Below are 24,819 nucleotides of genomic sequence, written 5' to 3' on the forward strand. Positions count from 1 at the left end.
GTACAAAAATTTGCAGAAATATACAAATAAATAGAGAGATAATTAACTGTAAATCAGTATAATATAATGTATTTAAGGAACGACTAAATAGACTTGAAGGGTTGACCGTATTCATAAAACGAACCTTTCAACATGGACTTTCATGACTAACCTAAATATAATAGAGTAGGGGAGATTATATTTTTATTCGTTAATGAAAGGACGGATAGTGTTTGCCCAAACCTCATAGCCTTTATCGGTAAGATGGAGACCGTCACGGCAATACTCTGCGCGCATAGCTTTAGGATGTGAGCCCAGGAGTGGGGTATAGAGGTCGACAAAGGGGATTGCCTGACTGTTGCAGTAGCTTTTCAGTCTGTTGTTAAGCTGAATTATCATATCTTCTTTGCCTTTGAGAAGTCTCCAGACACCTACTCTTTCATTCAGCGGTAATAGACTTTGCACGTAGAGTTTGGTCTGTGGTACCTGCCTGCGAATAGTTTCTATGATATTGACAATTCCTTGAAAGGTACGCTCAACTGACCATCCGTGGCTCAGATCATTTGCGCCACACTCAAAGAAAATCTTGCTTGGTTTATAAGGTAAAATCTGGTTTAACCGTTTTAGGATGCCCCGACTGTCATCACCGATAATTCCACGGTTTATAATCTTTTTAGCATTGGGGAAGAAGCGATTCCAGTTTTCACCATATTCGGAATGGCTATCTCCCAACATTATGATGGCATTTGCGGGCAAAGAACCCTCTTTGTTGAATTGATTTACTTTGATATTATAGTGTTTTGAGCCATGAAATGTAACATTCTGAGCTTGTGCCGAAAAGCTGCTGAGGTAAAGAAAGAGAAACGAAAGGAGGTATTTCATCATATATACTTGTATATTATATTTCTATTTGTTCATTTTTTTGATTTTATTAAATCTATCCAGATATATCGAAAAAAATATCTGAAATATCCCAGGCATCAGCTAAATCACTAATTGTATTACAATCAAGCACTGTTTCCCTACAAGTTGTCCTTACGTATAAGTCCCCTATGCAGAAATAAGCGACGTCTGAATTCTAAGTTTTCATTGCTTTAATTCAATTGCAAAAGTAAGAAAAAAGATACAGACAGGAAAGGAAAAGTCCGGTTATCTGACCCGAAGGAAAAGATAGCCGGACTTTTTAATAAGAGGACTCTTAAATCATTTGTCTGTCAATTAATTCATCTGACGCATTACCTTACGGAGATAAGCCTGTGTCTTTGACACACTGTAACGAATACCACCACTCCATAAACGAATAGCTTTTTCGATGTTGTTCAGCGGATTATGGAAGCTCTGAATGATGACGAACATCTCCTTAGACTTTGTTGCACTGTAGCGATCAGAAAGTGAATAGCGTTTCTTGCTACCAGAACTCTTGAGAATGTTATTGCATTCTTTTACTAAAACAGGTGAAATCTGCAGTACACCAACATAAGGACCATTTACAGCTGCAGCGTTACCCTTACTTTCAATCTGAATGATTGCGTCCATCACTGGTTCCCAATTAAATCCGTCATTCTTGGCAGATGCTTCAATGTGTGAAGCCAAAATCATTAAGAAACAAATACTTACTACTTTTAAAATTCTCATCATTAAAAATTTTCCGAAACCTTGGAAAGTAGCTTAACCAAGCTGCTCTCTGCGGCGTGTTCCTATGTGAGAATGAGTTACCACCACGCCTCAGTTTCATATTAACGGTGCAAAGGTACAAAAAATAATCCTGACAGACAACACTTTAACAATAAATGTGTAAAGTTAGAGATGAGTTAAAGGAACAGTAGGAGAGGAAATAACTGTGGGTATAAGCTGTCAATAGTCGATGAAATCTTATCTTTTAAAAACTTCAGCTATTTGGGACTATGAAAAAGAATGTTTACCTTTGCGATGTTTATTTGTCTTATAGGTCTAATCCAAATCTCATTAGAAGAGATGGAGCTATCATAGATTCCATAAATATTGAATGACAAGATGGTAAAGCGGAGACGCAGGCGCAGCAAACGAATGCGCAATAACAATAGGATATGGTGGTGGGTGACTGCTGCTTTTGTGGCACTGGTCGTAATACTTGTTATCGATCTAAAGCCATGGCGTAAACAACATGCTGCGGTCAACGACCAATGGCCTTATTATGATATGACAAAAGGAACTTATACTAAAGACTTTGACGGACTTGACATCTCTCGCCATCAAGGTAAGATACACTGGGACGAATTGGTAGAGGAGAATCAACAATTACGTTTTGTCTATATCAAGGCAACAGAAGGCAGCTCATTAGTAGACCCTTTTTATAAGCGGAACTTCAAGGCAGCAAAAGAACGCGGATTACTGGTAGGATCGTATCACTTCCTTACCAATCGTACTTCTATGGAACGACAGGTAGATAATTTCCTTTCAAATATTGATTTGAACCAGCAGGACTTACTCCTCCTTGTTGATATTGAAAAGGATGGAACACGTAATTGGAAACGAGATATCATTCAGAAGAATCTTGCTGAATTTATCCGATTGGTAAAGGAACGCACAGGACATTCACCAATGATATATACCAATGAATCTTATTATCATTTGAATCTCTATCCAGAGTTCAATCACTATCGGCTGTTCATTGCAAACTATAATCTTCCTCCGAAACTACCTGATGCCAAGTATGATATATGGCAGTCAAGCAAGAAGGGGAGAGTGCGTGGCATCTGGACTTATGTAGATATTGACCAGCTTCGTGAAGGAGTATCTGTAGATGACTTCAAGATGCCAAAGTAAAAGATACTTTTCATATTATGTGCTATTGGCAATCAATAGCTGTTTTGTTGACGATTCGGATGGATTCAGTTGACTTGTAGGTTGTTTTTCCCAATTTACTGAAATCAATTACATTACGATATATACTTGAGAAAGCAACGAGTTTATTCCCCTTTAAAAAAAGAAGCGTGCAAATACTATCATATAAGGTGTTATCGAGTATTGCATCCCGATCACCTGCATATCCCATATCAATTTTCTCATCCGAAGCAGTTCGACTGTCATACGGCTTGATGACAATCATCGTGTCCCAATCTTCATCTTTGTAAAGTTCATGAACAGCAAGACATGTTCCTGACTTCTGAATTGATTTCAGGTTATCAGTTACATTCACCTCCTGATAGGGTATGTTGATACACCAGATGATTGCTACAAGAAGTATAACAGTAAGAATGGTCAGTAGTATTTTCTTCTTTTTCATAAATATTTTTTCATCGTATGGCAGAAGTTGTCGGGATATTTAAGTGAGAGAATCTTGCCTGGAAAGAAGTCCTGATTTATAGAATCTGGAACTTCTAAAGAATAGAATCTATAATTTATAGAAGACTTATCCTTCCAGGCAAGTTAAATAATTTAAGCAATACTCAAATCAATATCGCTAAGCCAATCCTTCTATCTGACCGCGAACAATATCAATTCTTTCAGCCTGTGGAACCTTGGGCAATCCTGGCATACGCATAATGTCACCAGCAATAGCAACAATCATTTCGGAACCTCCATTGATAACAAAATCACGGATCGTAATATCGAAGTTCTTGGCTACTCCTACCTGTTTGGGGTCCTCACTGAATGAGAACTGCGTCTTGGCAATGCAAACGGGGAAGCGATCCATTCCCCACGCATGAATGCGGGCGAGTTTATTCTGAGCTGATTTTTTGAGAATGACAGAGCGTGCACCGTAAATATTCTTGGCAATCTTATTAACTTTCTCTTCAATGCTGTCGTCATCAGCGTATGTCATGTGTATTTCTTTAGCTCCTTGTTTTTCAATCGTCTCCACAACAAGGCGAGCCAGTTCTTCTGCACCTTCGCCGCCCTTCGTGAACACATTGTTTTCTGCAAAACCTACTCCCAACATCTTACAGTGCTCAGAAAGAAGTTTAATCTCTTCCTCGGTATCATCACCATATCTGTTCAGTGTAATAACAACTGGCTGACCGAAACGTTGCATGTTCTCAACATGGCGGTCAAGATTAGCAAAGCCATCAACGAGTGCCTGCCGTTCCTGCTCTCGAGAATCGCCATCAACAAGTCCACCATGCATCTTCAAACCACACAAGGTTGTGACAAGTACTGTAGCACGAGGATGAATCTCTGCTTTTCTACACTTGATATCCAGGAACTTCTCGGCACCAAGGTCAGCACCGAAGCCAGCCTCCGTAATCGCATAGTCACTCAATGACATTGCCAGTTTTGTAGCAACCAGACTGTTACATCCATGGGCTATATTTGCAAACGGACCACCATGAACCAGAGCAGGTGTCCCTTCTAGTGTCTGAACAAGATTAGGCTTAATCGCATCCATCAGCAGTACTGTTATCGCTCCGGCCACACCAAGATCACGCACAGTGAAAGGCTTATCATCAAAGGTAATACCTAACACCATATTTTCAATACGACGACGAAGATCTTTCTCACTGTCTGCAAGACATAATGCAGCCATAATCTCGCTGGCAGGAGTTATATCAAAGCCCGATTGTGCTGGCAAACCATCCGTTGACGCTCCCAGACCTGTAACTACATTACGAAGACTGCGGTCATTTACGTCAAGTACACGTTTCCATAGAATCTGTTTTAAAGTAAATCCTTCACTCCGATGCTGATAAATATAGTTGTCAAGCAATGCTGCAATCATATTGTGTGCACTTGTGATAGCATGGAAATCGCCGGTGAAGTGGAGATTGATTTTCTCCATAGGTACAACCTGAGCATATCCACCACCAGCTGCACCGCCCTTCATACCAAAACAAGGACCAAGACTCGGTTCGCGCAGGGCAAGTACCGAACGCTTGCCAATACGGTTAAGAGCCATGGACAGACCGATACTAACCGTGGTCTTACCAATTCCAGCACGAGTAGGAGAGATGGAACTAACGAGAATGAGGCGGTTGCAGGCAACACGATCTTCATTAATCAATGAAAGAGGAACCTTTGCCATATACTTACCATAACGTTCCAGCGCATCAGCAGGAATGCCTACTGTAGCAGCTACTTCCTCAATTTGCTTCATGTTACATGAGCGTGCAATTTCGATGTCAGATTTCATAGTTATATTCTTTTAATTAAGTTGTAGTCGCAAAGATAGAAATTAATTTTGAATATAACCATTTCTGAAGAAAAAAGTTTTGTACTTTTCAAATTCAACTTAAAAAAGAATTTGTCGGAGAAAACTGAATATAGGCAAATAGTAGCTAAAGAAAAACTATTATCATTCTACTATAATAAACTTAATTAAAGTTCAAATAGGAGTACTTAGGACAACTTCATAGATGTTAATTTAAATGCAACAAATTAATATAAAACTCAGGAAAGGGATGTTGTCTCCATATTTTTAAATATTTATTTTGCACAACTCTATTTATCATAACTGCCATTAGCTTTTCAAAATGCCAATAAATAGAAAGTAAGCTTTCACAAGTTTCAAATTATTCATGGTGATATGGTTCACCTTTTATAATTGTGCAGGCACGATAAAGCTGTTCTGTAAAGATAAGTCTGACCATCTGATGTGAGAATGTCATACGTGACAATGAGATTTTCTCATTAGCACGTGTGTAAACATCTGGCGAGAATCCATACGGTCCGCCAATTATAAAAACAAGTCGACGGGACGTATTCTGTTTTTGTTTCAACCATTTAGCATACTCAATAGAACGAAATTCCGCACCATGTTCGTCTAACAGTACGACAGTATCAGATGGCTGAATTTCCTTCAAAATCAGTTCACCTTCTTTCTGCTTTTGTTGGTCTTCTGAAAGACTTTTCGTATTTTTCAATTCAGAAATTGTCGTAATACTAAACGGCATATAATGTTCAATACGGCTGACATAGTCATCTATACCAACCTTAAAAATCTTATTCTGCGTTTTCCCGACAAGGATGAGGATTGTTTTCATATTAAAATTTCTTTAATTCTTCCCACAATCTTTGCACGGGCAACCCCATGACGTTGAAATAACTTCCGCTGATAGATGTGACTCCAACATAACCTATCCATTCCTGAATACCATAAGCCCCTGCTTTATCAAAAGGCTTGTAATGCTCTATGTAATATGCAATTTCATCATCTGACAACTGTTTAAAAGTAACGTCAGTTGTCACTGAAAAAGAATGTTCCATATCACTTGTCAACAAGCAGACACCAGTAACAACCTGATGCGTCCTGCCACTGATGAGCTGGAGCATACGTCGTGCATCCTCCGCATCCTTTGGCTTACCAAGTACTTCTTCGTCAACAATCACCACAGTATCTGCTGTAATAACAAGGTCACTCTCCCCTATCAAAGCACGATAGGGGGCTGCCTTTTCACGGGCAATAAAGCCAGCTACACCAGTAGCAGGTAGGTTGTCTGGGTAAGACTCTGCTATATCGGGCAACACTTTTACTTCAAAATCCAGACCCAATCCTGCTAAAAGCTCACGACGACGTGGTGAATTACTGGCAAGTATAATATGCTTCATCTCTTTAATGTTTACCAGCCAAAAGCCTTTTCATTCAACACCCATTTCCCCTGTGCCTTCATTACCTGCTCAAGAATATCACGTGCTACTCCATGACCACCCTCGCAGTCACTTACATAGGTGGATATATCTTTAATCTCAGCACACGCATCTTTTGGACAACAAGGACAGCCGGCACGCTTCATCACTTCGTAATCAGGGATGTCATCGCCGACATATATGATTTCTTCTTCCTTCAAATCATATTTCTTGAGGAACTCTTCCCATGTGCGTATCTTCATAGAACAACTGATATAAACATCTTTGATACCAAGATACTCATAGCGTGAACGGACATTCTCATTATGTCCGCCAGTCATAATAGCAAGCTGTATTCCATGCTTGACAGCTAACTGTATGGCATAGCCATCCTTGATATTAATCGTGCGAAGTGGGTCTCCCTTCTCATCCATCTGAATCGTTGATGCAGACAGAACACCGTCAACATCAAAGACTACTGCCTTAATCTTCTGTAAATCGTAGTTTATCATATAAGTATGAATAATCTAGTAATGATACAACTAATTATTTTATAATAAGTTATAGCAATATATTAGAGCTTATTTTTAATTATTTTTATCTAAAACAGGATTACCAATAAGCGGGTTAATACCCTGTGAAAGTATCCTATAAAGTTCTTGTAAATCTCCCCTGCCATTCATCAACTTCAGTTGCTGGCTCATTACGTTCCGGTCTCCACGCACTGCAGGTCCAGTCTGTGCATCCTTCGGACTGATTTTGTGAATCTTCTCTGTTGTTTCATTAATCAATGGCAACATAACATTGAATGGAATACCGTGCTCACTAAGTATATCGGACGCAACGCTATAGCAGTAATTAGAGAAGTTACAAGCCCATACTGCTGCCAAGTGCAGGTACTTTCTGTCAGCTGAAGACAAGGTAATCACCCGCTTGGACAGCTTACCGGAAAAACGTCTGATAATACTCTCCGTTCCTGCTGAGTCTCCCTCAATGAATACCGGGATTTTTTCAAAGCTGACATCCTTTGTCTTAGAGAACGTCTGCATAGGATAAAACACGCCGTAATGCTGTGCCACCCCCGCAAAACAAGTCATTGGCATAGAGCCTGCCGTATGGAGAAACAGCTTGTCTTCCCTACCCTTACAGATCTTTGGAATTAACTCACACAGGGCACTGTCCTTCACTGAAAAGATGTATATATCAGCCTCGTCATTCAGTAGTGTAACATCTGTCAGCCACTCGGTATCAAGCAGTTCGCCCAATATCTTGGCTGACGATTCAGTACGACTATATACCTGACAGATTATGATGCCAGCTTTCTTCAGCGACTTACCTAACTGTGTGGCGAGATTGCCAGCACCAATCAATGTAACCTTCATCATGCCAACAAATTTAATACTTTTAAAGGAAATATGTCGGGAAGTCATTGCCTTTTTAATAAAGATTTACTACTTTTGCGCATACTGACACGTCCGTTGGACTGTATATTGAACTTTAAAAGAACAGATACACGTATGAGATTTATTGGAATTATCCCAGCTCGTTATAGTTCCTCACGCTTTCCGGGCAAGCCTCTTGCAATACTTGGAGGAAAAGCTGTAATAGAACATGTTTACAGACAAGTAAGTAGTGTAATGACAGATGTCTTTGTTGCCACAGATGACCAGCGTATCTATGATGCTGTAGAGGCTTTTGGCGGCAAGGCTGTAATGACTCGCACTGACCATCAGAGCGGCACTGACAGAATCTGTGAAGCGCTTGACAAGGTGGGTGGAGACTTTGATGTTGTCATCAACATACAAGGTGATGAGCCTTTCATACAGAAAAGTCAGCTTGAAACAGTCATGCAATGCTTTGACGATCCACGCACACAGATTGCAACACTTGGCAAACCTTTTGAGTCAATTGAGGCTGTGCGGAATCCTAATTCACCAAAGATTGTACTCGACAATGATGGTTATGCACTTTATTTCTCTCGCTCGGTCATTCCTTTCGTCCGTGGCAAAGAAAGCGAAGAATGGCTGTTACACTTCCCATTCCTTAAGCATATCGGTCTCTATGCCTACCGCACAGAAGTACTTCGTGAAGTAAGTCGTCTGCCACAATCGTCACTTGAATTGGCAGAAAGTCTTGAACAACTACGTTGGTTGCAGAATGGTTACAAGATAAAAGTCGGACTCACGGATGTGGAAACTATCGGCATTGATACGCCGGAAGACCTTCAGCGTGCTGAAGAGAAGTTATCCAGCCTATAAAGATAAGGTAAGTTACGCAACCTTATTTATCTTATATAGCTTTTTCCGCAATCCATCATATACTTTTGTCCGAACGCAGCCTCCAAGTTTTCTTGTCAGTTCGGACAAAAGCATCCTTTCATCCCTATATTATATAAGTTACAGGCAAAGATGGAAAGAATGAGCTGTTAGATGATTATTTCAACAGCATGTTCATTCATTTATGCTGAACTATTATGAAACTTTTTTACCAATTAATATTGGATTTTCATTACAAAACTCATCTTTTTTTACCTTTGAATCCGTAAAAGTAACTATAAAATAAAATTCATCTAACAACCAAATAAACAGTAATTTACATATTACTTTAGAAAAGAGATGCTTAATTAGACTTCAATTAAGCATTAGCTATACTTCAACTAATGCCCTTTTGGATGTCAAATAACGCTTAGTTAGAATGCTGTTAAGCATCAACAGAATTCCAGCTTGTGCAGTTATTTGACAAAAAAATGGAATTTGGGGATTTAGAAACAAGGATATTACATTCCATATTAATATGTGTTTTCAGACAGGGATTGTATAATATATATGTGAGCTCATAGAAACAGATAACAATCTCACAACTGTCAACAATAGAATCCCAAAACTGTTATGCAAGTCGGCAATATTTTTTCAAGTAATAAAAAGGGTTCTTCCGTTAAATGTGTGGACACTTTTCGTATAGCTTTAACAAAAGAACAAAAGTTATGCATTAAACAAAAACATAGCCAAGACAGTCTTGGTTGTCTACTTTATTATCATTCTCCAATGCAGAAAACCTTTTCATGTTAATACTTTTAAAATCGCAGACAATGACTTGAAAAATCATGACATAATTTCAGGTAAAACACGTACAAATAAAGGCAAAAACACGTATAAAAGGCAAGTTTGCAACCAACAGTAAATCAGTTAGTTATAAAGCCGTACAAGAAAAGGTGCTTAATTGGACTTCAAAAGGGCGTTAGTTGGACCTCAAAAGGGCATCTATTGCAAGTCAATCAGGCGTCTTTTCAAAGCCAAAAGACCATGTGTTAGCTTTGAACTGCATGAAAATAGTTTACAAACATTGGTGGGTATGGGAATAAGTTGTTTGTAGAAGACGGAAGGACATGGCATCTGTTTGCCTTTTCTGCATTTATTATCTTGTTCTTTATCCCCCATTGTAAGACCGTCTGATTTTGGATAATAATACCATACAGGTGTATAAGCCTTTATTCTGTTTCCAATCTACGCATTTAACGGAAGAACTAGAAAATACCCTATACAGACTGAAATTTGCACCTTAATTCAGCTGTTAATCAACAAATATTATCTACCTTTGCATATGAAATCAAAAAACATATCTGATGAAGAGATTATTCTTGTTGCTTCTGTGTTTAGGAGCCATTGTTACACATAGTTTGGCACAGAACGCCAAACAAGCACAAGATACTACAAAGGTTTATTATGTTGCTGCAGATGCAATGCCAAAGTACCCGGGAGGCTATGGAGCATTACGCGCCTACCTCACTTTGACGCTGCGTTATCCTGATGATGCACAGAAAGCTGGTGTAGAGGGAAAACTTTTGATGTTATATACTGTCACGAAAGATGGCAGCATAAAGAACATCTCCGTCAAAGGATGTTCATTGGTTACCCCTGATGGTCAAAGATGTGATAAAGGCACTGGGGGCAAACTGTGGAAACAGAATAAAAAGTATGCGAAAGCCTTTATTCAGGAAGCCAAGCGAGTCATCAGCCTGATGCCTAAATGGGAACCGGCAATGCTGAATGGGAAGGCGGTAGAAGTAGCTTATTCTTTGCCACTCAACTTCAAACTTCGGTAAACACAGCAGGCATGGGAATGAGCTGTATTGCTCTTCGGTTTCATAAGTGAGTTAAATAAAAAAGGTAATTCTTATAGATTTACCCCTTTAAAGCTTACAAAACAAAAAGAAAACTCCTTTAAAGATATGAACAACAGATACATGATGCGCGGCGTAAGTGCTGCCAAGGAAGATGTGCATAACGCCATCAAGAACATTGACAAAGGTCTTTACCCACAGGCTTTCTGTAAGATTATCCCTGATATTCTTGGTGGAGATCCAGAGTATTGCAACATTATGCACGCTGATGGTGCTGGCACAAAGTCTGCCTTGGCTTACATGTATTGGAAGGAAACAGGCGACCTTAGCGTATGGCGCGGTATTGCACAGGATGCTATCGTTATGAACACAGACGATTTGCTCTGTGTGGGTGCGGTAGACAATATCCTTGTTAGTTCTACTATCGGTCGAAACAAGATGCTTGTACCGGGCGAGGTTATCTCTGCCATCATCAATGGCACTGATGAACTCTTAGCTGATATGCGCGAGATGGGTATTGGTATCTATCCTACCGGAGGTGAGACTGCAGATGTTGGCGACCTTGTTCGCACAATCATCGTCGACTCAACAGTTACCTGTCGTATGCGTCGTGAGGATGTGATTGACAATGCAAACATCCGTCCGGGTGATGTGATTGTAGGTCTTTCTTCTACCGGCCAGGCTACGTATGAGACACGCTATAACGGTGGTATGGGTAGCAATGGTCTTACTTCTGCACGCCATGATGTGTTTGCAAAATATCTTGCCGAGAACTATCCGGAAAGCTATGACCATGCTGTACCTGAAGAACTGGTCTACAGTGGCAAGTATAAACTGACCGATTCTGTTGAAGGAAGTCCTGTCAATGCAGGTGAGCTGGTGCTCTCCCCTACCCGTACATACGCTCCAGTCATCAAACGATTGTTAGATGAATTGCGCCCAGAGGTGCATGGTATGGTACATTGTACAGGTGGTGCACAGACCAAGGTGCTGCACTTCGTAAATGAGAACTGCCGTGTTATCAAGGACAATATGTTCCCAGTCCCCCCACTTTTCCGTGCTATCAAGGAGTGTAGCGGTACAGACTGGAAGGAAATGTATCAGGTATTCAACATGGGACATCGCATGGAAATCTATGTCCGACCGGAGGTTGCTGAGCAGGTTATTGCCATCAGTAAATCGTTCAACATCGATGCACAGGTTGTCGGACACATCGAAGAAGGCAAGCGCAGCTTGACGATTAAGAGTGAGTTTGGCACATTTGAATATTAAGATATTATGACAATAAAAGAAGCCATACTGGTAAGTTTAAAGGATTTTCCTAAAGGAGCACTTTCGAAGGAGGTCTATCAAAACATAATAGATAAAGATATCTTTAAGTTTAACAAAAAAGCTAAGACACCTGACGCAACTGTATCTGCTAATTTGGTTACAATGGCTAAGAAGGGGGACACTCGTATTGGGCGTTTTAAAAATGAGAGGAATATATACTGTTATTACCTTAGTGAATATTCTAAGAATATAGGAAATATCGCCTCCTCACAAACTCAAAAGAATACAATATCTGATGTAACATTTCATGAGCGAGACCTTCACCCTCTTCTTTGCTGTTTTTTACAGCATCAAGGAATTATGGCAAAGACCATCTTCCATGAGAAGTCTAAGAAAGATGATGAGCACCAGAAATGGATACATCCAGATATCATCGAAGCAAAGTTTGTTGAACAAACAAATACTATCAGTAATTCATTGTTTAAAGCAATAAGTAAGAAAGATTCTTTACGACTATATTCATATGAATTAAAACGCAAGATTGATAATGATTATGAACTTAAAAAATGTTTCTTTCAGGCTGTTTCTAATTCTAGTTGGGCTAACAATGGATACCTCGTTGCTTTCGAAATCAATGAAGACCTTAAAGATGAGCTTGCACGTCTTAATCATTCTTTTGGTATTGGTTTCATTCTACTGAAAGCTAATCCATACGAGAGTCAAATTTGGTTAGAAGCTAAAGACCGACAGATAGACTTTAAAACAGTTAGTAAACTTTGCGAAATTAATCCAAACTTTAAAGATTTTATTAAATCTGTTGAGGCGACATTAACAGCAGACGAGACGCATTTTACAGCATCGAAAGCCGCATTAGAAAATATCTGTGACAAATTTCCAAAGTCGGATGGAGATATACAGAAACACTGTATAGATAAACATATCCCAACTAACGAAGAAGAGTTTACAGAAGAAATATAATAAATTCTCTAAAAGATTATGATAGATAATAACAATATACTACAGAAGCTCGACGGACTTGAAGCCCGTTACGAAGAAGTATCAACGCTTATCACTGACCCTAATGTCATTGCTGACCAGTCACGTTATGTGAAGCTGACAAAGGAATATAAAGACCTTGGTGACATTATGGATGCTCGCCGCCGTTATATCAACTGTCTTACCACGATCAAAGAGGCAAAGGATATTATTGCCAACGAGAGTGATACAGAGATGAAGGAGATGGCACGTGAGGAATTGTCAGAGAACGAAATTCTCCAGCCGGAACTCGAAGAGGAAATCAAGTTGTTGCTTGTACCAAAAGACCCGGAGGACGCTAAGAACGTTCAGATGGAGATTCGTGGTGGTGCTGGTGGTGACGAGGCTGCACTCTTTGCGGGCGACCTCTTTAATATGTACAAACGCTATTGCGACAAGAAGGGATGGAAACTCTCTATCACAGCCGTATCGGAAGGTACTGCTGGTGGCTTCAAAGAGATTGACTTTGCCGTTGAAGGTGACAACGTCTATGGCACTTTAAAGTATGAGTCAGGTGTTCACCGTGTACAGCGTGTGCCTGCTACCGAGACACAGGGGCGTATGCACACATCTGCTGCGACAGTAGCTGTACTGCCTGAGGCTGATAAGTTCGAGGTAAACATCAATGAGGGTGACATAAAGTGGGACACTTTCCGTTCCAGTGGTGCCGGTGGTCAGAACGTAAATAAGGTTGAGTCTGGTGTTCGTCTGCGCTATCCTTGGAAGAACCCTAACACTGGTGAGGTTGAAGAAATCCTCATCGAATGTACCGAGACACGTGACCAACCAAAGAATAAGGAGCGTGCGTTGAGCCGTCTTTATACTTACATCTATGACCACGAACATCAGAAGTATGTTGACGACATTGCAAGTCGTCGTAAGACTTTGGTTTCAACTGGTGACCGAAGTGCCAAGATTCGCACCTATAACTTCCCACAGGGACGTGTTACCGACCACCGTATCGGGTTTACAACTCACGACCTTCAAGGTTTTTTGAATGGTGAAATCCAGGATATGATAGATGCTTTGACAGTGGCAGAGAATGCTGAAAAGCTGAAGGAAACTGAGTTGTAATACCTTAAATAAAGTAGAACAAAATAGTATATTAAACTTTGTATCTACAAGAAAAGCAATATCAAAGTATAGGGGCACATGGTTCGTATATCTGCATTACACGTTATTCATGGAAACAAGAGTCATGTGCTCCTGCAAATTACTACTGATAATCATTAAATATTCTCTTTTGATAAATCTAAAAAAGACAATCTTTATGAACAGACAACAGTTAATAAATGAAATCTTCACAAAAAAGACATTCTTGTGTGTGGGACTTGACACGGATATAAACAAGATACCAGCATATTTGAAGAATGAGGATGACCCCATTTTTTCTTTCAACAAGGCAATCATTGATGCAACAGCACCTTATTGTGTTGCCTATAAACCCAATCTCGCTTTTTATGAGTGCTATGGTCTGAAAGGTATTTTGGCATTTGAAAAGACCATCCAATACATAAAGAAAACCCACCCGAACCACTTTATCATCGCTGATGCTAAGCGTGGTGATATCGGCAACACGTCAAAGATGTATGCCCAGACTTTCTTTGAAGAGTATAATCTTGATTCTGTTACCGTTGCTCCATATATGGGCGAAGACAGCGTAAAACCATTCCTTGAGTATGAAGGAAAGTGGGTTATCCTGCTTGCACTAACGAGTAATAAAGGTAGCCATGACTTCCAACTGACAGAGGACAAGCAGGGAGAACGTCTCTTTGAGAAAGTCTTGAAGAAGTCACAGGAATGGGGAACAACTGATAATCTTATGTATGTTGTTGGTGCAACACAGGGTAAGATGTTTGAGGATATTCGTCGTATGGCTCCAGAACACTTCTTGTTGGTACCTGGAGTTGGTGCACAAGGCGGAAGTCTTCAAGAAGTTTGTAAGTACGGAATGACTAAGGACTGTGGTCTGCTTGTCAACTCATCACGTGGCATTATTTATGCAAGCACAGACACTGACTTTGCTGAGGTAGCAGCAGTAAAAGCAAAAGAGTTGCAGGAAGAGATGGCTGTTGAATTGGAAAAGGTATGCAAATAAGTTTCTCTGTCGATAAATCACAATTGCACAGAAAGCGTTTGCTTCGCATAATAAAGCATCAACAGTCAGAGGGAACGTTTTAAACTCGTTCTATTTTCATATATTAGAGATTATTGGTGACCGATAAACTTTTCTCCATATAAGTTATTGTCAGTGTCTTACGATTATTATTGTTATGACAATAATAGACCTCTCGTCTCATTTTCAACCAATGTGTTGTTGCCCATCACAAGTGGTGTTATTGGTAAAAACCAATCGTGTTGAGTGCTAAACACCTTGCAATATGTTGCTGGGACAGAATCAACTTGTTATTAGGTAAGAGTTGTACTACCAAAAGTAAACAAAACTCGTCTGATTAAGAGGCTTACTTTTACAAAGATAACACGATATTATATATTTAGCGTTTACATAGAGGAAAGCATAAATCATACTTCCTGCTGCATCGTTCCACAGGGGCTATACAAAGCAATAAAAGAAAAGCAGGAGATAAACCTTTATCATAGAGGCTTATCTCCTGCTTCTTATACTTATTTATTTTAGATTCTCATTCCTTTCAGAATCTCATTCATTTTCTGTTTTGTTTCAATGCGTGTGGGAACCAGAGGAAGACGTAGAACATTCTTAATCATCCCCATATCACTTAGCAGAGCTTTACAGCCGGCAGGATTACCGTCAACAAACAGGAGCTTGTAAAGTTCAGTAAACTGATGATGAATCTTGCGTGCAGGCTCATACTCACCATTAAACTCCAGACGTATCATGCGGGAGAACTCCTTAGGCAGTGCATTACCAATAACCGAGATAACACCTACCGCACCACTTGCTATCATCGGGAAGGTTAATGCGTCATCGCCACTGATAACCTCAAAGTGCTTTGGTTTGTTCTTGATAATCTCGTCAACCTGTTCCAAGTTGCCTGATGCCTCTTTAATAGCAACAACATTGGTGAACTCTGAAGCAATGCGAACTGTTGTTTCTGCGGTCATATTGACACCCACGCGACCTGGCACATTATATAATACAACAGGAAGAGAGCTTGCCTGTGCTATTGCCTTAAAATGCTGATAAAGTCCTTCCTGACTGGGTTTGTTATAATAAGGACAGATGCTGAGAATACCGTCAATACCACTCCAATCAGTCGTCTTGATTTCTTCTACAACAGCTGCAGTATTGTTTCCACCACAATATTTCAGAATTGGCACACGTCCATTGACAACTCGTTTGATAACAGCGGTCAGCTCATTCTTTTCTTCATGTGTCAAACAAGGTGCCTCACCTGTAGTAGCAAGAATGCAGAAGAAGTCTGCACCATTATCCAGATGATAGTTAACCAGGTTTACAAGTGCATCATAATCTATACTGCAATCTTCCTTGAATGGAGTTATCAAAGCTATACCTAATCCATGAAAAACATTCTGCATAGTAATTATCGTCTTTAAGAGACTCACGGTAAAGACTCCTCGGGGAGTAAATGCGTAGTCCTATTCATATTAAACGCTGAAAGTGCGTCTATCAATATCGTTGCAAATATAGCAAATATTTATCAATAACCAAAGACTTTTACCCTTTATCTTAATGGGGGACGCTTGAACTTAGCGTGACCCAATCCAGAGGAATATCATTCCAAGGAGGACAAAACACAGGTCGAGTGCCTTTGCCTTTAAATTCTTCTCTCTAAACAGTACTGCACCACATAAGAACGACACAAGTACCGAGCCACGACGTACCATTGACACAATGGAAATCATTGCTCCAGGTAATGAGAGCGCATAGAAATAAGCAAAGTCTGCCATTGACAGGAATATCGAAATCAATAGGATTGACCATTTCCAAGAGAAACGAGCTGTTCGTTCTGTTTTCTTGCGCTGTTTGACGATATAGATAAGGAGAACAATACCCATCATAAGACATTGATAGATGTTATACCAACTTTGTGCCATCATGCGGTCGAGTCCTACTCCACTATTTTCAGGACCTGTCATAAGGTATTTATCAAGCAGACCACTACAAGTACCCATCAAAGCTGCCAATACCAGAAAGAATATCCATTTGTTATGTTTGAAGTCAATGCCCTCTTTCTTGCCGCTTCTTGCCAATAAAAACAGGGAAATCACTGCAAGACTGACACCAATCCATTGCCAGCCGTTCAGTCTTTCACCAAAGACAAGCATTGCACCAACAAGTGTCATGACTGGTCGTGTGGCGTTAATCGGACCGACTATCGTCAAGGGTAGCTGAGCAATAGCAAAATAGCCGAATACCCAGGAAAGAAGTACAATAACACTCTTCAATATTATCCAGCGGTGCATTTCCCAACCACCTGAACCAACATGGAAGATACTGGAATCAAGTACGTTTGTGTATTGGGACAATAATATCAACGGCAGGAAGATTGCCGAACAGAAGAGCGTGTTGAGAAATAATACAGGTATGACATCATTTCCACGAAGAGAAAACTTCTTCGACGTATCATAGAGTCCCAGCAATGTTGCTGAGACAAAAGCCAAAAGAATCCACATAAAGCTCTTATCCTAATACTTTACTTCCCAAAGGAAGAGAGCGTTACCGGGCATACTTTCGCCAGCATCGCTTCTTGTACCTCCATCAACAATCTTCTTAAAATCATCCAATGACAGTCTATCTCGACCAACATCAACCAATGTTCCAACCACAGCACGTACCATGTTACGCAGGAAACGGTTAGCAGTTATAACAAAGCACCAATTTGTGATGGTACCACCTGATGTCAAAGCAAATTCTTCATTGGCAGGAATCCACCGTGCCTCAGTCAGATTACAAATAGTAGTCTTCACATCAGTTCCACTCTTGCAGAAACATTTAAAATCTTTCTCTCCTATCAAATAGGCTGCAGCCTTATTCATCTTATCGAAGTCCAAAGGGTAACGAAGCTCACACGAATACTGGCGTGAGAAGGGTTGCTTACCCGTATGAACATAATAATGATAGGTGCGTGAAGTCGCAGAGTATCGTGCGTGTAGACCTCCCCTGACAGGCTCAATCCTGCTTATGGAAACATCACGTGGCAATAATCGGTTTACTTTATACACAAGTTGTTCACACTCAAAAGGCATCTCAGTATCAAAGTGAGCAACCATCATTCTGCCATGAACACCTGCATCGGTGCGTCCTGCACCTGTTACGGTGATTGTCTCTCGCAAGAGTGTAGACAAAGAACGCTCCAATACTTCCTGCACAGAAATTCCATTAGGCTGTATCTGCCAGCCATGATAGGCTGTACCATCGTATGAAAGGGTGATAAAATATCGTTGCATAACTATCTGCAAAGATACAAATAATTACTTAAATTCTATCTTCTCTGCGAAAAAACTCCATAACAACCATACAGTCATCAACATGATATAGTAGATAATCAGTTGCAAAACTGTGACATGCAGATTGTCAATGCTTGCCCCGGGAATGTTTGCAAGCCAGTGAAGAGATGCGTTCAACCATTCTGTGATAGTACAGATAAGTTTTCCAACCAAAGAAGATAATGCCGGTAAAGGATTAAGAAGCAACATACAGAGTGTTGCAGAAACTATAATCATTGTTCCAGGTACAGCGATGAGGCTACTGATAGCAAAGACCAAAGATACTCTGTTGAAGTAAAAGGCAACCAATGGAGCTGTTCCTAACTGTACTGCCATAGAGACTGCAACCATTCTCCATAACCATCTGATTACCAAAAGACTCTTTGTTTGTGGTAAAGGTATAGCTTCATATATGAGTGGATAGAACAGCATGATTGCCCATACCGACATGAAAGATAATTGAAAGCCTACATCGAAAAGATTGAAAGGATTGCCGATGAGCATAATGACGGCTGCCAGTGCTAATGTGTTTACTGATAAGCGTTCTCGATTCAGAAGCGTAACGAAAGAATAGATGGTCAACATTACTGCAGAACGCACAACAGAAGAGGACATTCCGACCAGAACAACATAGCTCCACACTGCCAACAGAATGAGAAGCTCACTTACACCTTGCCTGAACGTCCTTGGTAGTAATCGTTCACACCAACTCATCAAGAGCATCAGCAAGCCATACAATATAGTTAGATGTAAGCCTGACAAGGCAAGGACATGACTTGCACCTGTTATAGAATAATCTTCCTTTATATCTTTGTTTATCAACTGCTTGTCCCCAAGTGTCATCGCAGAAACTATGGCTAAATTACTTCCATCAAGATTATTCTCCAACTGCTTCATCAGCTTCTGTCTGTAGATGCCAGCAGCTAAGGATGTTCGTTGAAGAAAACTCATCGGTCGAAGGTCCACCTTCACTTTCTGCCATTGGTCATAGCGGATAAATGTCTCAGCAGCATATCCATGGAACTTCAACCATCTCGCATAATCAAAGGTTGCATCCGAGAAGTTCATAGGTTCTTCAAGATAGGCATAAGCCTCTATACCATCTCCTATGTGCAGTGATTGGTAATGATTTGTTATTGTGTCACGAAGGATGGCAGCCTTGACCTTCATCGGCTCCTCTTCACCCATTATTATTAAGTCAGTCTGTATCACTTTTCCATGAACAACAGGATTACTGAGAAGAACTGCCTTGAATGTTATCGTTTGGTTTGGAAGCCTTATTTGCATAGTTTGTTTCTTCATTGATACAGATGTAGCCCCCATCAGAAAGACAATGAGAAGCAGTAGCAGACTTTGAGTATACTTCCACTGCCACACAACAAATGTTATAATAACTGTACATACAGTCATTATCCACCACCACGCAGGCTTAATGTCAACAATATCCCCCACCGTAATACCCAATACCAAAGGGGTGAGTAGCTTTACAGAGGGATACATCAGTAAGTCCATCTTCTTCTTCACAGCATCAATGTTTTCATGTGTCAGCTGCAAATGTAAGAAAAAGAACTGAAAAAAAACAAGAATGTAACTGCTTATCTTGCAAGATTTACAAATAATCAGTATCTTTGTCGCCATGATATTCTACTTTTCTGGTACAGGTAACAGTAAATGGGCTGCAAAGACGTTGGCTTTGGAAACAGATGACATGCTTGTTTCCATCCCGAAAGTAATCAACAGTGATTGTTCTTTTACTTTAAAGAAAGATGAACACGTTGGCTTTGTCTTTCCTATACATGGTTGGAGAATTCCCCGTATCGTAAGAGAGTTCATTGATAAATTATCACTGAAAACAGAACAAAACGAGATTACATCCGTTAAGCATTATTGTTTCTGTATGGTTACGGCTGGCGACTCTGTTGGCAAAGCTATAGAACGCTTCCAACAATTGTTGACGAGCGTATCTGTAGGTAAGGATTTATCACTTGAGGCAGTATGTTCTCTGGTTATGCCAGAGTCGTACGTTGGTTTGCCTGGCATGGATGTTGATACGAAAGAGAAGGAATTATCAAAGAAAAAGGCAGCTTCGGAACAGCTGAAATCATTTTCAAACGCTGTAACACGGCATTTATGTGCGGATAAAGGCCAGCCATGGGGATGGGAACATGTTAAACGAGGTCCTGTCCCTGCCTTCTTCTCTGGTCCAGTTGGGGGATTCTTTGAACGTTTCCTCATCACTGACAAGCACTTTCATGTAGAGAGCAGTCGATGTGTCAAGTGCGGTATCTGTGCTAATGTCTGTCCTGTTGATGATATCAAAGGTGGCTTGGGCTATGAGCCGGAGTGGTTACACAATGACAAATGCCTTACCTGCTTCTCATGTTATCACCACTGTCCACACCATGCTATTGAGTATGGTAAACGTACACAGACGAAAGGACAGTATTTCTTTAATAAATTAAGTAAACTAAGTTAAGTAAACAATATGGTAAAAACAGTAAAACAGCTATTTCTTATAGCATGCTTCTTGCTTTGCTCCCTTGGCTCTTGGGCAGCAAAGGCACAATCTTTTCCTGTACAAGTAAGACAGGCAGACGGAACAACCATTACCGTCATCTTGCGAGGTGACGAGCATATCAACTGGTACACGTCACTTGACGGCGTACTGCTTGTGCAAGGCGCTGACAATAGCTATTATGTGGGACATGTTGCAAATGATGGAAGACTTGTTGCAACTAAGCAGCTTGCACATGAAACAATATCCCGTTCACAGGCAGAACGTAACTTGATTGGCAAGCAGGATAAGGAAAAATTCTATTCTTATGTTAATAAGATTGTAGAACAATCAGAAAATTCATACGAGAACAGTCCGCTTACAAGAGGTGTTACAGTAGGCACAGGATATAACGGTGTACCCTATTTCCCTCACACAGGAAGCCCAAAAGCACTTGTTATATTGGCAGAGTTCCAAGACACAACATTTACCATCCAGGACACAAAAAAGATATTCACAAACTATTTAATGAATGAAAGTCATTTCACAGATACCCGCTATAGCCAGAACCAAAACTACAAAGGTGTACGTGGCTATTTCAAGGATTGTAGCTATGGGAAGTTCACCCCTATCTTTGATGTCGTAGGACCTATCAAATTACCAAAGGAACATGCTGTCTATGGGGCAGATAATGATAGAATGGACTTACTGCTTGCTGATGCTTGTAGTGCTGTTGATAGAATGGTAAACTTTGCAGATTATGACTCAAATAATGATGGTATCGTTGACTTGGTTTATATAATCTATGCTGGACATTCTGCCAATTTTAAAGATAATAAAGTAACAAATATCTGGCCTAAGTCTGGAACTATTAATATCTCAAATAAGTTTGACGGTAAAAGTATCCGACGCTATGGAGTTAGCAATGAACTGAATGGAAGCGATAAGACGTCTAAGAATAACAAAAAAATTAATGGCATTGGATTATTCTGCCATGAGTTCTCCCACACTCTCGGTCTTCCAGACATATATGCTTATCATACTGACGCAGAAAACCAAGATGACCAAGGTATGGAATTCTGGGATATTATGGATGGTGGAACAGGAGTACGTGGCGGACGTGTACCTTCGTCTTATCTTGCTTGGGAACGTGAAGTAATGGGCTGGATGAGCATTGACGAACTGACAAAAGACTGCCATGTTGATAAACTAAAGAGTATCGACAACGGTGGTAAGGCTTATAAGATTCTTAATAAAGATGTAAAAAACGAATATGTTGTGTTGCAAAGTATTCAGAAAGGAAACTGGAACCAAGGCTGGGGAGACGAAACATACGCAAAAGGTTTACTTGCCTATCGCATCTCATATCCTTCTGACAAAGTAAATATCTTTGATTATCCAAACAATATAAAAGGCAAACCACGTGTAATTCCTATACCTGCTGATGGGAAAATATTGGCAGCTGCAAACGCTGGAGGATCATTGAAAAAATATGCAGAGCAACACAACAATGACCTCTATCCTTATAAGGGGAAGAATCGTATTGCGGGATTTAAAATGTACAATGGCACTATACTGCCCAAAACTGTATTGAACATTGTTGAGAATGATGGTTCAGATTCAAATAACCGCTATGTCAGCTTTGATTTCAAGGAAGGTATTGTCACAGGTATTCACTCTGACCCAATCATTGAAACTAACACATCCGACAACCGTATCTACACCCTCGACGGTAGATTTGTCGGCACTGATGCTTCGGTATTACCTCATGGAATTTATATTCAGAACAAAAAGAAGTTTATGAAGTAATATAAGACTTTAGAACATATAACAAGCTGCCTTTTGATGAATCAATTCTTCAAGAGGCGGCTTTGCTTTTATTTAGTTATTTTACATGAACCTGTAGGCATAAGGCAGGAATGCAGATAAGGTGGTAGTAGATAATGAATGTGAGACTTTCTCTGCCAGTTATATCTCTAAAGTTTCCCACCCTAATAAATAGATAGGAAAATAACAGTTTGTCGAATTTTCTTTGTAAATTAGTAATCGCTAAAGAACTGATTTTAAAGACAACCTCAATTCCGCAGCGTTTTTCCTTGTGAGGCGATTTTATATGTTGAGATGTTTTTTTTGGCTCTATATGTTGACATGAGGCTCTTCGGGGCTTCTTGAGGCTTGCCTAAGCATACCCCCCACCCAAACCAATGGGGAACATGATAACCACAAAGAAATGCTGCTTATTCAAGAATACTTCAGAGTAGTATGCTTTATTTGACCTTATTTCCGCAACATAATTTCTTGTGAGAAACCCAAGTGCCTGAGAAACAAAGTCCTCAAAACACTTGGATATGTCAGAATTTTCACCTATCTTAGTGCTATCAAAATAATAAACAAGCAAAAATCTGACATGACAAAGGTAACAATTAAAAACGAGAATATCACTTCCTTCGGAGGAATTTATCACATCATGGACGTTTTTTCAAGGTTGGGCCTTGAAAAACTTACCGAATCCGTGTTGGGCAGACGCGGAAGCAGCGGCAAGGCTTTCAGTCATGGAAGCATTCCAGACTCTCTCTTCTTCAGCTACCTTTGTGGTGGGGATTGTCTTGAGGACATCAATGCGCTTACAGGACAGTTCAGGCAGAGACCTGGTACGCTGTTACCCGGTGCCGACACCGTGGGGCGCGGACTGAAGGAGCTTGCCGAAGAGAATATTGTCTACAAGAGCGAGACATCAGGCAAGTCTTATAGTTTCAACACTGCAGAGAAGCTGAACATCTTACTTTTACGGATGATACGGAGAATGGGGCTTATAAAGTGTTCTTCCATTAAATGCGTGGACACTTTTCGTATAGCTTTAGCGGAAGAGCCGAAGTTATGCATTATACAAAAACATAGCCAAGACGGTCTTGGCTTCCTACTTTATTATCATCCTCCGACACAGAAAACCTTTTCATGTTAATACCTTGAAAATTGCAGACAACAGTTTGAAAAATCATGACATAATTTCGGGTAAAATACTTGCAGATAAAGGCTAAAACACGTGTAAAAAGCAAGTTCACAACCAACAGTAAATCAGTTGGTTATGGAGTCGTGCAAGAAAAGGTGCTTAATTGGACTTCAAAAGGGCGTCAGTTAGACCTCAAAAGGGCATCTATTGCAAGCCAATTGGGCGTCTTTTAGAAGCCAAGAGACCATGTATTGGTTTTGAGTTGTATGAAAATAGTTTACAAACATTGATTGATATAGTAATAAGTTGTTTGTAGAAGACGGAAAGACATGGTATCTGTTTGCCTTTTCTGTATTTTTATTTTGTGCTTTATCCCTTTATGTGAGACCGTCCGATCTTGGATAGCCATACCATACAAGCGTATAAGCCTTTATTCTGTTTCCAATCTACGCATTTAACGGGAGAACCTTATAAAGGCAGGCAGCCATGTTGACCTGGACTTTGACCACCAGTTTATTCCAGCTTACAAGTTCGACGCAAAGTATTCCTACAGGCAGGATCATGGTTATTTCCCGGGCTGGGCTTCCATCGGGCGCATCATAGTCGGAGGTGAGAACCGTGATGGAAACACCAATGTGAATAACTGGAATATATGCCCTTTTCCCTCATGGCTGAGAACATGGCTTTCATGATGGTTACTGCCATGCTGAAGAACTTCTATCTCTATCTCGTCCGCCATATCAGCGAAAAGGTCAAGCCGTTGAAAAAGACGAGCAGGCTGAAAGCCTTTATCCTGCATTTCGTCAGCGTGCCGGCAAAATGGGTGAGAACAGGAAGGCGGAACGTCCTGAACCTGTATACAAACAAAGCATACTACTCTGAAGTATTCCTTGAATAAGCTGCATTTCTTTGTGGTTCTCATATTCCCCATTGGTTTGGGTGGGGATTTCATGCTTAGGCAAGACTCAAGAAGCCCCGAAAAATCTCATAACAACA

22 protein-coding genes and 2 pseudogenes are annotated in these 24,819 nt (G+C 40.3%); 12 read left to right on the forward strand and 12 right to left on the reverse strand.

Features of this window, described 5'->3' with window-relative positions:
* Nucleotides 1–183: 183 nt before the first annotated feature.
* Both ADJ77_RS08915 and ADJ77_RS08920 read right to left on the reverse strand, forming a co-directional pair.
* Entirely contained in the window at nucleotides 184–864 is a 681-nt protein-coding gene (locus tag ADJ77_RS08915; RefSeq protein WP_025079061.1) for a GDSL-type esterase/lipase family protein, read from the reverse strand.
* Between the two features lie 333 nt (nucleotides 865–1,197).
* Entirely contained in the window at nucleotides 1,198–1,617 is a 420-nt protein-coding gene (locus tag ADJ77_RS08920; protein WP_025079060.1) for a hypothetical protein, read from the reverse strand.
* A gap of 375 nt (nucleotides 1,618–1,992) precedes the next feature.
* Between ADJ77_RS08920 and ADJ77_RS08925 the strand changes: the two genes are divergently transcribed.
* A complete protein-coding gene (locus ADJ77_RS08925; RefSeq protein ID WP_025079059.1) occupies nucleotides 1,993–2,784 on the forward strand; it encodes a glycoside hydrolase family 25 protein in 792 nt (263 codons plus the stop codon).
* 22 nt (nucleotides 2,785–2,806) lie between these two features.
* On the opposite strand, the gene ADJ77_RS08930 is transcribed toward ADJ77_RS08925, so the two are convergent.
* From ADJ77_RS08930 to ADJ77_RS08955, 6 genes are all read right to left on the reverse strand, one after another.
* Complete coding sequence (locus tag ADJ77_RS08930; protein ID WP_025079058.1) at nucleotides 2,807–3,244, reverse strand: hypothetical protein; 438 nt, start codon at nucleotides 3,242–3,244, stop codon at nucleotides 2,807–2,809.
* A 177-nt stretch (nucleotides 3,245–3,421) separates the two neighbouring features.
* On the reverse strand, nucleotides 3,422–5,089 hold the full coding sequence (locus tag ADJ77_RS08935; protein WP_050696307.1) for a formate--tetrahydrofolate ligase: 1,668 nt from the start codon (nucleotides 5,087–5,089) through the stop codon (nucleotides 3,422–3,424).
* Between the two features lie 379 nt (nucleotides 5,090–5,468).
* On the reverse strand, nucleotides 5,469–5,939 hold the full coding sequence (gene rlmH / locus ADJ77_RS08940) for a 23S rRNA (pseudouridine(1915)-N(3))-methyltransferase RlmH (protein ID WP_025079057.1): 471 nt from the start codon (nucleotides 5,937–5,939) through the stop codon (nucleotides 5,469–5,471).
* 1 nt (nucleotide 5,940) lies between these two features.
* Entirely contained in the window at nucleotides 5,941–6,504 is a 564-nt protein-coding gene (locus tag ADJ77_RS08945; protein WP_025079056.1) for a Maf-like protein, read from the reverse strand.
* An 11-nt stretch (nucleotides 6,505–6,515) separates the two neighbouring features.
* Entirely contained in the window at nucleotides 6,516–7,034 is a 519-nt protein-coding gene (locus ADJ77_RS08950; protein ID WP_025079055.1) for a KdsC family phosphatase, read from the reverse strand.
* Nucleotides 7,035–7,109: 75 nt separating this feature from the next.
* On the reverse strand, nucleotides 7,110–7,907 hold the full coding sequence (locus tag ADJ77_RS08955) for a Rossmann-like and DUF2520 domain-containing protein (RefSeq protein WP_025079054.1): 798 nt from the start codon (nucleotides 7,905–7,907) through the stop codon (nucleotides 7,110–7,112).
* Between the two features lie 132 nt (nucleotides 7,908–8,039).
* Between ADJ77_RS08955 and kdsB the strand changes: the two genes are divergently transcribed.
* From kdsB to pyrF, 6 genes are all read left to right on the forward strand, one after another.
* Nucleotides 8,040–8,780 (forward strand): 3-deoxy-manno-octulosonate cytidylyltransferase, encoded by a 741-nt coding sequence (gene kdsB / locus ADJ77_RS08960; protein ID WP_025079053.1) that lies wholly within the window; start codon nucleotides 8,040–8,042, stop codon nucleotides 8,778–8,780.
* A 1,364-nt stretch (nucleotides 8,781–10,144) separates the two neighbouring features.
* Complete coding sequence (locus tag ADJ77_RS08965; protein ID WP_025079052.1) at nucleotides 10,145–10,624, forward strand: energy transducer TonB; 480 nt, start codon at nucleotides 10,145–10,147, stop codon at nucleotides 10,622–10,624.
* Nucleotides 10,625–10,750: 126 nt separating this feature from the next.
* Entirely contained in the window at nucleotides 10,751–11,914 is a 1,164-nt protein-coding gene (locus tag ADJ77_RS08970) for an AIR synthase-related protein (RefSeq protein WP_025079051.1), read from the forward strand.
* A gap of 6 nt (nucleotides 11,915–11,920) precedes the next feature.
* Nucleotides 11,921–12,892: a hypothetical protein gene (locus ADJ77_RS08975; RefSeq protein WP_050696308.1), complete on the forward strand. Its 972-nt coding sequence runs from the start codon at nucleotides 11,921–11,923 to the stop codon at nucleotides 12,890–12,892.
* A gap of 18 nt (nucleotides 12,893–12,910) precedes the next feature.
* On the forward strand, nucleotides 12,911–14,023 hold the full coding sequence (prfA, locus tag ADJ77_RS08980; RefSeq protein ID WP_025079049.1) for a peptide chain release factor 1: 1,113 nt from the start codon (nucleotides 12,911–12,913) through the stop codon (nucleotides 14,021–14,023).
* 196 nt (nucleotides 14,024–14,219) lie between these two features.
* Nucleotides 14,220–15,047: an orotidine-5'-phosphate decarboxylase gene (gene pyrF / locus ADJ77_RS08985; protein ID WP_025079048.1), complete on the forward strand. Its 828-nt coding sequence runs from the start codon at nucleotides 14,220–14,222 to the stop codon at nucleotides 15,045–15,047.
* Between the two features lie 536 nt (nucleotides 15,048–15,583).
* Here the strand turns inward: pyrF and dapA are convergent.
* From dapA to ADJ77_RS09005, 4 genes are all read right to left on the reverse strand, one after another.
* Entirely contained in the window at nucleotides 15,584–16,468 is an 885-nt protein-coding gene (dapA, locus tag ADJ77_RS08990; RefSeq protein ID WP_025079047.1) for a 4-hydroxy-tetrahydrodipicolinate synthase, read from the reverse strand.
* Between the two features lie 171 nt (nucleotides 16,469–16,639).
* Nucleotides 16,640–17,566 carry an EamA family transporter gene (locus tag ADJ77_RS08995; protein WP_025079046.1) on the reverse strand — a complete coding sequence of 309 codons (927 nt, stop codon included), beginning with the start codon at nucleotides 17,564–17,566 and terminating at the stop codon, nucleotides 16,640–16,642.
* A 12-nt stretch (nucleotides 17,567–17,578) separates the two neighbouring features.
* On the reverse strand, nucleotides 17,579–18,340 hold the full coding sequence (truA, locus tag ADJ77_RS09000; protein WP_050696309.1) for a tRNA pseudouridine(38-40) synthase TruA: 762 nt from the start codon (nucleotides 18,338–18,340) through the stop codon (nucleotides 17,579–17,581).
* A 24-nt stretch (nucleotides 18,341–18,364) separates the two neighbouring features.
* Nucleotides 18,365–19,903 carry a ComEC/Rec2 family competence protein gene (locus ADJ77_RS09005; RefSeq protein ID WP_050696522.1) on the reverse strand — a complete coding sequence of 513 codons (1,539 nt, stop codon included), beginning with the start codon at nucleotides 19,901–19,903 and terminating at the stop codon, nucleotides 18,365–18,367.
* Nucleotides 19,904–20,015: 112 nt separating this feature from the next.
* Here ADJ77_RS09005 and ADJ77_RS09010 point away from each other — a divergent pair, with 112 nt between their 5' ends.
* The 5 genes and pseudogenes from ADJ77_RS09010 to ADJ77_RS14580 all read left to right on the forward strand — a co-directional run bounded on the left by ADJ77_RS09010 (nucleotide 20,016) and on the right by ADJ77_RS14580 (nucleotide 24,721).
* Entirely contained in the window at nucleotides 20,016–20,855 is an 840-nt protein-coding gene (locus tag ADJ77_RS09010) for an EFR1 family ferrodoxin (RefSeq protein ID WP_050696310.1), read from the forward strand.
* Between the two features lie 9 nt (nucleotides 20,856–20,864).
* Nucleotides 20,865–22,682, forward strand: a complete 1,818-nt coding sequence (locus ADJ77_RS09015) for a M6 family metalloprotease domain-containing protein (protein WP_025079045.1) — start codon at nucleotides 20,865–20,867, stop codon at nucleotides 22,680–22,682.
* A gap of 598 nt (nucleotides 22,683–23,280) precedes the next feature.
* Nucleotides 23,281–23,700 (forward strand): annotated as a pseudogene (locus ADJ77_RS09025) (IS1380 family transposase); the annotation flags it as partial.
* A 614-nt stretch (nucleotides 23,701–24,314) separates the two neighbouring features.
* Nucleotides 24,315–24,461 (forward strand): annotated as a pseudogene (locus tag ADJ77_RS14575) (IS1380 family transposase); the annotation flags it as partial.
* A gap of 14 nt (nucleotides 24,462–24,475) precedes the next feature.
* Nucleotides 24,476–24,721, forward strand: a complete 246-nt coding sequence (locus ADJ77_RS14580; protein ID WP_234398183.1) for a hypothetical protein — start codon at nucleotides 24,476–24,478, stop codon at nucleotides 24,719–24,721.
* The last annotated feature ends 98 nt before the right edge of the window (nucleotides 24,722–24,819 follow it).

This window comes from Prevotella fusca JCM 17724, assembly GCF_001262015.1.
Taxonomy (GTDB): Bacteria; Bacteroidota; Bacteroidia; order Bacteroidales; family Bacteroidaceae; genus Prevotella; species Prevotella fusca.